Origin of the sequence: Enterobacter sp. MGH119 (assembly GCF_001037675.1) — a bacterium.
In the GTDB taxonomy this organism is placed as follows: Bacteria; Pseudomonadota; Gammaproteobacteria; order Enterobacterales; family Enterobacteriaceae; genus Enterobacter; species Enterobacter hormaechei_C.
Genome location: NZ_KQ089929.1, coordinates 1,702,799 through 1,716,347, shown reverse-complemented (window position 1 = coordinate 1,716,347; position 13,549 = coordinate 1,702,799). Strand labels below are relative to the sequence as shown.

The following is a 13,549-nucleotide window of genomic DNA, read 5'->3' as shown; positions in this document are numbered from 1 at the left end:
CTCACGGAAGACATGGGTTACTACGTTATAAATAAATTTATCAGGAAATAAAAATGAAATTTATGAAGCCAAAATATCTGGCGCTCTTTATTGCGGCGGCAACCAGCTCCGCATTTGCAGCAGCGCCAGGTGCACCGACGATCGGCTATGGCAATGACAAATTTGCCCTGGTGGAAGTGGATCAGGCTGCACAGGATTATAACAATCTTGTCAAAGTGCATAACGATGGCGTGGATGTAAAAGTTGAGTGGAACGTCTGGAGTGGTGATGCGCCAACTTCTGCGAAAGTTCTGCTGGACGGACAGACCGTATGGACCGGCGCAGCCGGTGCGACGGGCTCTGCAACGTTTAAAGTGAAAAAAGGCGGGCGTTATCAGGAACAGGTTGAAGTCTGTAATGCCAGCGGCTGTGCGAAAAGCGCCAGTAAGCTGATTATTGTGGCTGACACCGACGGTAGCCACCTGCTGCCGCTGAATACGTCTCTCCAGGAGAACAACAAAGCGTTCGCGAAGCATACCGATAAAGTGGTTGCGGCCTACTTCCCGGAATGGGGCGTTTACGACCGTAACTTCCCGGTTGATAAGATCCCTGCGGCAAACCTCAACCACATTCTGTACGGCTTCATTCCAATCTGTGGCGGTGACGGCATCAACGACGGCCTGAAAACCATTGAAGGTGGTAACAGCTTCCGCGTGCTTCAGAACGACTGTAAGGGCCGTCCTGACTTTACCGTGGCGATCCACGACCCATGGGCTGCGCTGCAAAAACCACAGGCTGGCGTCTCCAACTGGGATGATCCGTACAAAGGTAACTTTGGCCAGCTGATGGCGCTGAAAAAAGCGCATCCAGGCCTGAAAGTGCTGCCATCTATCGGCGGCTGGACGCTTTCCGATCCGTTCTTCCACATGGGCGACCCGGCTATCCGAGCACGCTTTGTCTCTTCTGTGAAAGATTTCCTCCAGACGTGGAAATTCTTTGACGGCGTGGATATCGACTGGGAATTCCCGGGCGGTGGCGGTGTAACCGAAAACCTGGGTAACCCGCAGCAGGATAAAGCAACCTATACCGCACTGATGCACGACCTGCGCACCATGCTGAACGAGCTGTCTGCACAGACGGGCCGTACCTATGAACTGACCAGCGCCATCGGTGCAGGTCGCGATAAGATCGAAGACGTGGATTACACCACGGCTCAGCAGTATCTCGACCACATCTTCCTGATGAGCTACGACTTCTATGGCGGCTGGAGCAACACCGTTCTCGGCCACCAGGCTGCGCTGCGTGCGCCAGCATGGCGTCCGGACACTGATTACACCACTGAAAACGGCGTTAACGCGCTGCTTGCGCAGGGTGTACAGCCAGGCAAGATCGTGGTGGGTGCGGGCATGTATGGCCGCGGCTGGACCGGCGTGCATGGCTACACCGGTGACAATCCATTCACCGGTACGGCAACCGGCATGGTGAAAGGCACCTGGGAACCGGGCGTGGTTGACTATCGTCAGATCGTGAACGAATACAAAGGCAAACCGGGCTGGGAATACGGCTACGACACGACCGCTGAAGCCCCTTACGTCTTCAACAAATCCACCGGCGACCTGATCTCGTATGAAGATGCGCGTTCAACCACGGCGAAAGGCAAGTATGTTCTGGCCAATAAACTGGGCGGTCTGTTCGCGTGGTCTATCGACTCTGATACCGGCGACATTCTGAATGCGATGAACGAAAGCCTGCTGGGCGGCGACTCGACTCCGGTTGATCCGGTGGTCACCAACCACGCGCCAATCGCGTCCTCTGCCGATCAGAACGTGTCTGGCCCGGCAACCGTCACGCTCGATGGCTCTGCTTCCAGCGATCCTGATGGCGATGCGATTACCTACAAATGGACTCAGGTCTCTGGTCCGTCTGTCACCATCAACAACAGCACCAAAGCGAAAGCGACCTTCAATGTTGCGGCAGCGACCACCGACCAGACCATGACGTTCCGCCTGACGGTGACCGATGCAAAAGGCCTGAGCAACGCGATTGATGTCCAGGTGGTGAACAAGGCGCCGAAAGCTAACCAGGCACCGGTTTTAAACCCAATGGAAGCGATCACGCTTGAATCTGGTGAAACCTATGCGCTGCATGCCCAGGCTGCGGACCCAGACGGTGATGCGCTGACCTACGCCTGGAGCGTACCAGCAGATATGCACGCCACTGGAACTGACTCCGCGAACGTGAATATCACGGCGCCGGAAGTGAGCTCGACGTCTACCTACACCCTGAGCGTGGTAGTGAGCGACGGTAAGACCAGCGTGCAGTCTAACGTCCAGGTTACCGTGAATCCGAAAGCGGCGCCTGCACCGGTACCTGCTGACGAAGACACTAACCCGGCGGATGACGTTACCCCTCCGGCTGATGATGTGACTCCTCCGTCTGACAAAGGAAGCTGCGATGCACCTGTGGATGCCAACGCCAGCAAATACGCGGCGTGGGAATCTAGCAAAATCTACAACGGTGGCGATACCGTAAGCTTCGACCATCTGGTGTGGAAAGCGAAGTACTGGACTCAGGGCAATCAGCCTGGCTTCGGTGTGGATGCATGGGAGCTGGTGAGCAACGTGAAGATGAACTGGCGTTCTGACCTGGTCTACAACGGCGGCGACACTACCACCTATGAAGGTAACGTTTACCGTGCGAAATGGTGGACCCGTGGTGATAACCCAGCCAACAGCGACGTATGGGTAAAAGAAGGCGCATCAACAGATTGCAAATAATCTAACCCATTAATCACTCCCCCTTTAGAGGGGGAGTGATTCAAAATTCATTTTACAGGATGTTGGTAAGGAGAAATAACCGAAACTGTCAGCAGGTAAAAATGAAAAAGTTAATTTTGTTGTTATTGATAATAAGCCAAAGCGCACTGGCAAATTGTTGGGATAAAGCGGCGCATTATTATCATGTCGATCCTTATTTACTGTACGCGATAGCGAATGTGGAATCCGGAATGAATCCGTATGCGGTTGGGCAAAACCGCGATGGCACGCGGGATGTCGGGCTGATGCAAATCAACAGTTCGCATTTTACCGCGCTGGAAAGCAGAGGCATCGACGAATATCGATTAATCACGGAGCCGTGTACTTCGATCATGGTCGGGGCTTCTCTCCTTTCCGGGATGATCAGGGTGTATGGCTACAACTGGGAAGCCGTTGGCGCGTATAACGCCGGACTGAAAAAAGAAAATTATCCGCAGAGGATGAAATATGCCCATAAGGTCTGGGCCAAATATCAGCAACTGAAATTAGCGGCACGTTATTAACGTTTTTTATTTTTGAAGAATTCCTGAAGGTGTTCTTCGAAAAGTGAAAACAGCTGAATGTGGTTTATGTATTAACGGAGTAATACCTAAGCCGGGATATTAACATTTAATTTGAAACGAACAGGAAAACTGAAATGAACAAAAGGACGTTACTGAGTGTACTCATTGCGGGAGCCTGCGTGGCGCCATTCATGGCCCAGGCTGCGAATCTGAAGGAGACCAGCAGTGAGCCGTACACCATCAAAGCCAGCGATCTGGCGAAGAAAGAGAAGGAACTGACGGACTCCCCGCTGATGGCTTCGGTTAAAGAGACCATCCAGACGCTGGATAACGCGCAGGTCGAACTGATTGAGCCAGGCCGGGCGGCGAACCCGGACAACGTTAAACGCGTTGAAGGGATTGTGAAAGCCAGCGACTGGGAATATCTCTTCCCGCTGCGCGCCCAGGCCTATACCTACAGCAACTTCCTGAAAGCCGTGGGTAAATTCCCGGCGCTGTGTAAAACCTATAATGACGGTCGTGACAGCGACGCCATCTGTCGCAAAGAGCTGGCCACCATGTTTGCCCACTTTGCCCAGGAAACTGGCGGCCACGAAAGCTGGCGTCCGGAAGCCGAATGGCGTCAGGCGCTGATCCACGTACGTGAAATGGGCTGGAGCGAAGGGCAGAAGGGCGGTTATAACGGCGAATGTAACCCGGACGTCTGGCAAGGACAGACCTGGCCTTGCGGTAAAGATAAAGACGGCGATTTCCTGAGCTATTTCGGACGCGGTGCGAAACAGTTGTCTTACAACTACAACTACGGTCCATTCTCTGAAGCGATGTACGGCGACGTGCGTACGCTGCTCGACAAACCTGAGCTGGTGGCGGACACCTGGCTGAACCTGGCGAGTGCGATCTTCTTCTTCGCCTATCCGCAGCCGCCAAAACCAAGCATGTTGCAGGTGATCGACGGTACATGGCAGCCGAACGACCACGATAAAGCCAACGGTCTGGTTCCGGGCTTTGGTGTGACCACCCAGATCATCAACGGCGGCGTTGAGTGCGGCGGCCCGACTGAAATTGCGCAGTCTCAGAACCGTATCAAATACTACAAAGAGTTTGCAAACTACCTGAAAGTGCCTGTTCCGGCGAACGAAGTGTTGGGTTGCGCCAACATGAAGCAGTTCGACGAAGGTGGCGCAGGCGCCCTGAAGATTTACTGGGAACAGGACTGGGGATGGAGCGCGGATACCCCGGACGGCAAGACCTACTCTTGCCAGCTGGTGGGCTACCAGACTCCGTTCAGCGCCTTTAAAGAAGGTGACTACAGCAAGTGCGTGCAGAAGTTCTTTAACGTGAAAATCGTTAACGATGATGGTTCTTCCGTTACCCCGGACGAAACCCCGGTCACGCCAACACCGACGCCATCTGGCGATGAAACGCCAGCGCCAACACCAACGCCGGATGAAACCCCGGTCGAACCTGTTGTGGTGAACCACGCGCCGGTTGCGCAGATTGCCGGTCCGATCGGTGCAGTGGAAGCAGGTGCGCAGGTTTCTCTGAGTGCGGAAGGCTCTACCGATCCTGATGGCAACAAACTGACGTATACCTGGCGTTCCCAGGATGGTCAGACTGTTACCGGTCAGGACAAAGCGGTTGTGACCTTCACAGCGCCAGAGTCTGCGACGGCGCAGCAGTATGAAGTGAGCCTGACCGTCAGCGATGGCGAGCTGAGCAGCACCACGTCTTACCTGCTGAACGTGAAAGCGAAAGCGGCAACGCCATCCGGAGAAGATACGTCTTACCCGGCATGGAGCGCGAACAGCAAGTACAACGCCGGTGATATCGTGAACAACCACGGTAAACTGTTCCAGTGCAAACCGTTCCCGTACAGCGGCTGGTGTAACAACTCTCCAACGTACTATGAACCAGGCGCAGGTCTGGCATGGGCTGAAGCCTGGACGGCTCTGTAAAAGCAAACGGCAACCCCCAGGGTTGCCGTTTTAGTGTCTGCACCCTCTCCCTGTGGGAGAGGGCCGGGGTGAGGGCATCAGTCCGCACTCTCTGTTTTTTGCCGGGTGGCGCTGCGCTTACCCGGCCTACATGAGGCAGGAACGCTTACCGGTGCAACTTCCCGTGATCCCGTAACCACGCCGCCGTACGCACTATCCCTTCATCCAGCGAGACAATCGGTTTATATCCCAGCTCGTTCTCCGCCCGAGAAATATCCAGCGTAAAATCAAAGTTGAGCTTCGACACACCGTAATGCGTCAGCGCAGGCTCTTTCGCCGATTTGCTGCCAAAACGCTCCATGCTGCGGGCAATCATGTCCAGCATTGGGTAGGGAACGGAACGGATCCGGCAGTCGATTTTTAATTCGTCAATTAGCCTTTGCACAATGCTGCGCAGGGTACAGGGTTCGCCGTTGGTGATGTTATACGCGCGCCCCGACACCAGCTTATCGCATTCCGGCTGGCTCGCCAGCCACATGGCGTGAACGGCATTTTCGTAATAGGTCATGTCCACCAGCGCATCGCCGCCGCGCGGTAACAGCACGCTGCCGTAGTGATGCATCATCTGGGCCAGTCGCGGGATGAAGACTTTGTCGTGCGGCCCAAACAGGCTCTGCGGACGCAGCACGGTAAAGCGGGTGTGCGGGTTTGACTGGGCCAGCAGGTCGATCACCTCTTCGCCCGCCGCTTTACTGCGGGCAAACTCACAGGCAAAGCGCGCCGGGCGGAAATCTTCCTGAATATCACGATGGTGGTGATAGTCGAAATAGAGCGACGGAGAGGAAATATGAATAAAGTTACGCACGCCCCAGGCGACGGCCCATTCACCCAGACGGCGCGTGGCGCGCACGTTGGCGAGATCAAAGGCTTCCTGGGTACCCCACGGGGAGGTAAAACTGGAGCAGTGCCACAGCGTATCGATACCGGCGAGCATCACCTTGGCCTGAGAGGAGACCAGCTCCGTCAGATCGGCATGGACAAATTCAGCGCCCATTTTTTGCAGGAGCTTACCCATCGCCTCATTGCGACCAGTGGCCCTCACGCTGATGCCTTTGTTGCGCAGAAACTCGACCGCATTTCGGCCTAAGCCGCTGGTCGCCCCGGTAACCAGTACCTTCATAACAATCCACTGTGTTGAAAAGAATTTCGTGCGCATTCTTTCGTGAATTACGATGTGTTGCAATGGGAAAGGTGAAAGATTAAGAGTTTTATTTAGTTATTTTCCCGCTTTTCTTCTGCCAGTAGCGCAATCCGTTTCGCCATTCCGCGGAAGATAAACAGGTGTGCCGGGATCATCAGCAACCAGTAAAACAGACCCGGCATTCCGTGCGGATGCCACCATGCCCGAACGTCCAGTTCACGATGGTCGCCCTTGTCCTTCAGGGTGAAGCAGAGCCGCCCCAGCCCCGGCGCCTTCATGCCAAACAGCAGCGCCAGCTGTTTTTCCGGCTCAACGATAATCACCTTCCAGCTGTCGACGGTATCGCCCACCTTCAGCCAGGGATGGGCAGGGCGCCCTTTTGCCAGCCGGTGACCGACCAGCAGATCCAGCGCGCCGCGCGTTTGCCACAGAATATTGCCGAAGAAATAGCGCTCTTTGCCGCCAATCTGGTTCACAACTTCCCACAGCGCTGCCAGGCTGGCCGTGGTTTTGACCGTACAGCCCGCCTGTTTCGGATAATAGCCGTACTCGGGCCGCCAGCGGGCAAACGCCTGCGCGTCGTAGCCCCAGTCGCTGGAGTTCACCAGCTTCTCTTCTTCTTTCAGCGTATTGCGTACGGCATCGTCGAAGGGGATCAATTCCTGAGGGATCAAGGCACGCAGTTCACGATCGTCCGCCAGCAGATCGTGCTTCAGTCCCTGTATAAGCGCTTTGGCAGTCGTCGGCGGCACGGAGGTGATCACATTCAAAAACCACACCGAAATCCAGCGGGTCGGGAAGGGGATGGGGATCAGCCAGCGGCGGCGGCCGCTCACCCGCATAAAATGTTCGAACTGCGCCTGATAGCTCAGCACTTCCGGGCCTGCCGCCTCCAGCACGCGATGCTGCTCCGCCGGGTGATCCAGCAATGCCACCAGATAGTGGAGTAAATTCTCCAGCGCAATGGGCGTGGTGCGCGAGCGTACCCAGCGCGGCGGCGTAAGCACAGGCAGGTTGTAGACCATATCGCGCATCACTTCGAACGCGGCGGAACCCGCGCCGACGATGATCCCTGCCCGCAGTTCGGTGACGGGGATACGGGCGCTTCGCAGCGTTTCTGCCGTCAGCTGTCGGGCGCGCAGATGATCTGACTGCTCGTTCTCAGGCGCCTGGAGTGAGCTTAAAAAAATCACCTGCTTCACCGGCGTTTGCCGCAGCGCATCACGAACGTTCATCGCCACCTGACGCTCGTGGGCGATAAAATCGCCGCCTTCGCCCATGCTGTGGACAAGGTAGTAAAGCGTATCGACCCCTTCCAGCAGCGCAGGAAGCGCTTTCGGCCAGTTAAGGTCAACGTTGTGACACGTCACGCCAGGCAAATGTAGCTTTTGCAGGCGTTCCGTGTTGCGTGCCGCTGCCAGCACCTGGTGCCCCTGCTGGCTTAACGCAGTGGTCAGATGCTGACCGATATACCCGCTGGCGCCGAGCACCAGAATACGTTGCGGCACGGTATGCTCCTTAACGCTGTAAAAACGCCTGCCAGTGTTTCACCACCTCGGTCAACTGCTCGCGGTTAACGTCAAGATGCATCACCAGTCGCACGACCGGGGAGGCGTTGATCAGCACGCCTCGGGCTTTCATAAAGTCGCCCAGCGCGGCAGCATGCTCATCGCCGACGCGGACAAACAGCATGTTGGTGTCGTGTCGCATGACATCAGCGCCGATTTCACGCAGCTGCGCTGCCATCCACGCCGCATTGTCGTGATCGTCTTTCAGGCGTGACACGTTATTTTTCAGGGCGTACAGTCCGGCAGCCGCCAGAATACCCGCCTGACGCATCCCGCCGCCGGTCATTTTGCGCCACCGGTTGGCGCGTCTGATGTAGTCTGCGCTGCCAACCAGCAGGGAACCTACCGGCGTGCCCAGCCCTTTAGAGAGGCAAATGGTGAACGAGTCGCAATATTGGGTGATCTCTTTCAGCTCGCAGCCGTACTCCACCACGGCGTTGAAGATACGTGCGCCGTCAACGTGGAGGCCGAGCTTGCGCTCGCGGGTAAAATCCCATGCCGCTTTCAGGTATTCGCGCGGCAAGACTTTACCGTTATGGGTGTTTTCGAGGCTCAGCAGTTTAGTGCGGGCGAAGTGAATATCGTCGGCTTTGATTTTCGCCGCGACTTTGTCCAGCGGCAGCGTACCGTCCGGCGCAGCATCGATCGGCTGCGGCTGGATGCTGCCGAGCACCGCCGCGCCGCCGGCTTCGTACAGGTAGTTATGCGCCCCCTGGCCAACGATATACTCTTCGCCGCGCTCGCAGTGGCTCAGCAGCGCCACCAGGTTAGCCTGCGTGCCGGTGGGCAGGAACAGAGCAGCCTCTTTACCGCTCAGCTCGGCCGCATAGCGCTGGAGTTCGTTGACCGTCGGGTCATCGCCGTAGACGTCGTCCCCGACCGGGGCGGCCATCATCTCTTCGAGCATGGCGCGGCCCGGACGGGTAACGGTATCACTGCGTAAATCAATCATGGCATGTCCTTATATTTAAAAAGGCGATGCCAGATGTTTTACCTGAGCCAGTTGGTTTTTGCCAGTTCGATCACCTCGTCACCGCGCCCGCTGATGATGGCGCGCAGCATGTAGAGGCTAAATCCTTTGGCCTGTTCCAGCTTGATTTGAGGCGGGATCGCCAGCTCTTCTTTGGCGACCACCACATCCACCAGCACCGGGCCGTCGATGGCGAAGGCGCGTTGCAGGGCGTCGTCCACCTCTGAGGCTTTCTCCACCCGAATACCGGTGATACCGCAGGCTTCGGCGATGCGGGCGAAGTTGGTGTCGTGCAGCTCGGTGCCGTCCGTGAGGTAGCCTCCGGCCTTCATCTCCATCGCCACGAAGCCCAGCACGCTGTTGTTAAAGACCACGATTTTCAGCGGAAGCTTCATCTGCGCCACCGACAGGAAATCCCCCATCAGCATACTGAACCCGCCGTCGCCACACATCGCCACCACCTGACGTTCCGGTGCCGTCGCTTTTGCGCCCAGCGCCTGCGGCATGGCGTTGGCCATTGAGCCATGGTTGAACGACCCAAGCAGGCGTCGTTTGCCGTTCATTTTCAGGTAGCGTGCTGCCCAGACGGTGGGCGTACCCACGTCGCAGGTGAAGATGGCATCGTCGTCGGCGAAGTGGCTGATCTGCTGCGCCAGATACTGCGGGTGGATCGCTTTTTCGCTCGGTTTGGCGAGATCGTCCAGCCCCTTACGCGCATCGCGATAGTCGCTCAGGGCTTTATCCAGGAATTTGCGGTCCGTTTTTTCTTCCAGTAGCGGCAGCAGGGCGGCGAGGGTGGATTTGATATCGCCGATAAGCGCCATATCCACCTTGCTGTGCGCACCGATGCTGCCGGGATTAATGTCGATCTGGATAATTTTGGCATCCGTCGGGTAGAACGCGCGGTACGGGAACTGAGTGCCGAGCAGGATCAGCGTGTCGGCGTTCATCATGGTGTGGAAGCCGCTGGAAAAACCGATCAGCCCGGTCATGCCGACATCGTACGGGTTATCGTATTCAACGTGCTCTTTCCCGCGCAGGGCATGCACCACTGGCGCCTTGAGCTTGCCGGCAAATTCCACCAGCTCTTTATGCGCACCGGCGCAGCCGCTGCCGCACATCAGGGCGATATTGCTGGAGTATCGCAGCAGTTGCGCCAGCTTTTTCAGCTCTTCTTCGGCAGGGGTAATGGTTGGCTGTGGCGCAGAGTACCAGTGGGTGGTGGCGGTTTCAGGTGCGGCCTTCAGCGCCACGTCCCCCGGCAGCACAACCACCGAAACCCCGCGATTCAGGATCGCCTTACGCATGGCTATCGCCAGCACCTGTGGGATCTGCTCCGGTGATGAGACCAGCTCGCAATAGTGGCTGCATTCACGGAACAGCTCCTGCGGATGCGTCTCCTGAAAATAGCCGCTACCGATTTCAGATGACGGAATGTGAGCCGCAATCGCCAGCACCGGAACATGGTTGCGGTGACAGTCGAACAGACCGTTGATGAGGTGCAGGTTTCCTGGTCCGCAGGAACCCGCACATACAGCGAGTTCACCCGTAAGCTGCGCTTCGGCACCGGCGGCAAAGGCGGCGACCTCTTCATGGCGGGTGGGCATCCACTCAATGGTCTTCATCTTGTTAAGGCTGTCGCTGAGTCCGTTCAGAGAGTCGCCGGTGACGCCCCAGATACGCTTTACGCCAGCCTGCTCAAGAGTTTTTGCTATGTATGCAGCCACGGTTTGTTTCATGGTGGTTCTTCTCCTTTATGTGATATCGCTTACAAGCTTAGAAGAAAGTCACTGTATTGGCTGCCTGGTATTCCATACGCACAGGCAGTAGGCACAACGTAAGCCGGGTAAACGCAGTGCCACCCGGCAACAAATGGGGGCACTGCGCCAGATTATGCCAGCACCAGGTCTCCCTGCGGATGGCACGAACATGCCAGCACATAGCCCTCGGCAATTTCCGCGTCGGTCAGCGTCATGGTGCTGGTGACCGTGTACTCACCGGAAACCACTTTGGTCTTACAGCAACCGCACACCCCGGCGCGACAGGCCGCCGCTACCGGCACGTTGTTACTTTCAAGCGCTTCAAGCAGCGTGGTGCCCACGCGGCCAAAGAAAGTCTGCGCCGGTTGCAGCTTCGTGAACTTCATCCCGCTGGTCGCCGCTGCCGCTACAGGCGTGAAGAACTGCTCTTTGAAGAAGCGGGTCACGCCGAGCGCTTTCACTTCTTTCTCCACGATCTCCATATAAGGCGCCGGGCCGCAGGTCATCACGATGCGGTTCGCAATATCCGGCACGCTTTGCAGCAGCTCGCGGCTCAGGCGCCCCGCGACAAAACCGTGCGTCGCGTTGTGCTCAGCCACCAGCGTCACCGGATAGTTGCGCCATTCTTCGGCAAAAATCACATCTTCCGGGGAACGCACGCTGAAAATCACCTGCACGTCGGCCTGAGGACGGTATTTCGCCAGCCAGCGACGCATCGACATAATCGGCGTCACGCCACAGCCTGCCGCCAGCAGCAGGAATTTATCTTCCGTCTTGTCGTCACAGGTAAACTCGCCCTGCGCGTCAGACAGCCAGATGTAATCCCCGCGCTTCACGTCCCGGGTCAGCCACTCGGATCCTGCGCCGTCATCAATACGACGGACGGTGAGCGTAATGTATTCGCTCACGCCCGGCGTGGAGGAGAGGGTGTAGGCGCGCAGGGTATCCGCCGAATTACGCACGCTAACCAGCGCATACTGACCTGGGCGGTACGGGTAGTAGTCATGGCACAGCAGCGACAGCGTCCACACATCCGGCGTCTCCTGATGGATGTGATGAACCTGCATCCGCCACGGACATTGTGAGGTTGGCATGGTCATGAGTTACTCCTTACGCGCTCAGCAGTTGCTTCATATCATCTTCAACGTTGGTCACGGAACGCAGACCAAATTTCTCGTTCAGGATGGCCAGCAGGTCCGGCGTCAGGAAGCCTGGCGCAGTCGGCCCGGTGACGATGTTGGTCACGCCGAGAGAGAGCAGGGTCAACAGAATAACGATCGCTTTCTGCTCGAACCAGGAGAGCACCAGCGACAGCGGCAGGTCGTTCACGCCGCAGCCCAGTTTCTCTGCCAGCGTGACCGCCAGAATGATGGCTGAATACGCATCGTTACACTGACCCGCATCCACCAGGCGCGGCAGACCTTCGATGTTGCCGAAGTCCAGCTTGTTGAAACGGTACTTACCGCAGGCCAGGGTCAGGATCAGGCAGTCTTCCGGTACGCGGGTGGCGAAATCGGTGAAGTAGTTACGTTCCCCGCGCGCGCCGTCACAGCCGCCGATAAGGAAGATGTGACGCAGTTTTTCACGGCTGACGAGGTCAATCAGGGAATCCGCCGCACCCAGCAGGGTTTCACGGCCAAAACCGACGGTGATGAGGTGCGGGATTTCGCTGTACGGGAAGCCTGCCATCTGCTGCGCCTGAGCGATAACCGGACCGAAATCGTCGCCTTCAAGGTGGCTCACGCCCGGCCAGCCGACGATGCTGCGGGTCCAGATACGGTCGTCATACGCGCCGACGGTCGGGTCGATGATGCAGTTAGAGGTCATAACAATTGGGCCAGGGAAGCGGGCGAACTCCACCTGCTGGTTCTGCCAGCCGCTGCCGTAGTTACCGATCAGATGCTTAAATTTACGCAGCTCCGGGTAGCCGTGCGCGGGCAGCATTTCGCCGTGGGTATAGACGTTAACGCCGGTGCCTTCGGTCTGCTTCAGCAGGTTGTAGAGATCTTTCAGGTCATGACCGGAGATCAGGATGCATTTGCCTTCGGTCGCTTTGACGTTGACCTGCGTTGGCGTTGGGTGGCCGTAGGTGCTGGTTTCACCGGCATCCAGAATACTCATCACTTTGAAGTTCATCTGGCCGATTTCCATCGAGCATTCCAGCAGGGCGTTCATGTCGGAAGGCCAGGTGCCCAGCCATGCCATGATTTTGTGGTACTGGGCGTAAATAGCGTTATCGTACTGGCCGAGTACGTGCGCGTGCTCCATATAGGCCGCAGCACCTTTCAGACCGTACAGGCACAGCAGGCGCAGGCCGAGGATGTTCTCGCCAATTGCCGCTTTGTCCTTATTTGGGGTGAATTCTGCGGCCTGACGCTGTAGCTCGCCCAGGTCGTCGCTCACCAGCTGTAGCTCCGCCATCGGGTTGTCCACGCGGGCGCTGGCGTCGGCATTCAGGCACTGCGCTTTCAGGGCTTCACGCAGGGCAATCGCTTCGCGGGCATAGCCCACAATGCGTGGAGAATCGAAGTTAACGTTGGTCAGCGTGGAGAAAAATGCGCGCGGCGCAAAGCTGTCGACATAGTGATCGACAATGCCATATTCACGGGCTTTGAAGGCCCAGGCGGACAAGCCTTGCAGCGCCGCAATCAGCAGATCCTGGAGATCGGACGTTTCTGCGGTTTTGCCGCACATACCCTGCGCGTAAGAGCAGCCGTTGCCTGCCGGGGTACGGATGGTTTGTTCACATTGCACACAAAACATAATCACACCTGTTAAAGTTATATTTGAGATACATGTTTAAGGTTATGCCTGTGCC

The 13,549-nt window shown here is 57.0% G+C and carries 9 protein-coding genes; 3 read left to right on the top strand and 6 right to left on the bottom strand.

Annotation, left to right across the window (positions count from 1 at the left end):
* Window positions 1-53 precede the first annotated feature (53 nt).
* From SK53_RS08150 to SK53_RS08140, 3 genes are all read left to right on the top strand, one after another.
* Window positions 54-2,756, top strand: a complete 2,703-nt coding sequence (locus SK53_RS08150; protein ID WP_023324390.1) for a glycosyl hydrolase family 18 protein — start codon at window positions 54-56, stop codon at window positions 2,754-2,756.
* 101 nt (window positions 2,757-2,857) lie between these two features.
* Window positions 2,858-3,298: a type III secretion system invasion protein IagB gene (iagB, locus tag SK53_RS08145; RefSeq protein ID WP_048209013.1), complete on the top strand. Its 441-nt coding sequence runs from the start codon at window positions 2,858-2,860 to the stop codon at window positions 3,296-3,298.
* A gap of 134 nt (window positions 3,299-3,432) precedes the next feature.
* Window positions 3,433-5,253 carry a chitinase gene (locus SK53_RS08140; protein ID WP_048209011.1) on the top strand — a complete coding sequence of 607 codons (1,821 nt, stop codon included), beginning with the start codon at window positions 3,433-3,435 and terminating at the stop codon, window positions 5,251-5,253.
* 145 nt (window positions 5,254-5,398) lie between these two features.
* On the opposite strand, the gene SK53_RS08135 is transcribed toward SK53_RS08140, so the two are convergent.
* The 6 genes from SK53_RS08135 to hcp form a co-directional block, all read right to left on the bottom strand.
* Window positions 5,399-6,412, bottom strand: a complete 1,014-nt coding sequence (locus SK53_RS08135; RefSeq protein WP_017384852.1) for an NAD-dependent epimerase/dehydratase family protein — start codon at window positions 6,410-6,412, stop codon at window positions 5,399-5,401.
* Window positions 6,413-6,504: 92 nt separating this feature from the next.
* Complete coding sequence (locus SK53_RS08130) at window positions 6,505-7,941, bottom strand: SDR family oxidoreductase (RefSeq protein ID WP_022650710.1); 1,437 nt, start codon at window positions 7,939-7,941, stop codon at window positions 6,505-6,507.
* A gap of 10 nt (window positions 7,942-7,951) precedes the next feature.
* Window positions 7,952-8,953: a low-specificity L-threonine aldolase gene (gene ltaE / locus SK53_RS08125; protein WP_022650711.1), complete on the bottom strand. Its 1,002-nt coding sequence runs from the start codon at window positions 8,951-8,953 to the stop codon at window positions 7,952-7,954.
* Window positions 8,954-8,991: 38 nt separating this feature from the next.
* Window positions 8,992-10,710 (bottom strand): ubiquinone-dependent pyruvate dehydrogenase, encoded by a 1,719-nt coding sequence (gene poxB, locus SK53_RS08120; protein WP_017693711.1) that lies wholly within the window; start codon window positions 10,708-10,710, stop codon window positions 8,992-8,994.
* A 152-nt stretch (window positions 10,711-10,862) separates the two neighbouring features.
* A complete protein-coding gene (hcr, locus tag SK53_RS08115) occupies window positions 10,863-11,831 on the bottom strand; it encodes an NADH oxidoreductase (RefSeq protein ID WP_045347129.1) in 969 nt (322 codons plus the stop codon).
* A gap of 10 nt (window positions 11,832-11,841) precedes the next feature.
* Window positions 11,842-13,494, bottom strand: coding sequence for a hydroxylamine reductase (gene hcp, locus SK53_RS08110; protein ID WP_017384847.1), 1,653 nt, complete (start codon window positions 13,492-13,494; stop codon window positions 11,842-11,844).
* Between the last annotated feature and the right edge of the window lie 55 nt (window positions 13,495-13,549).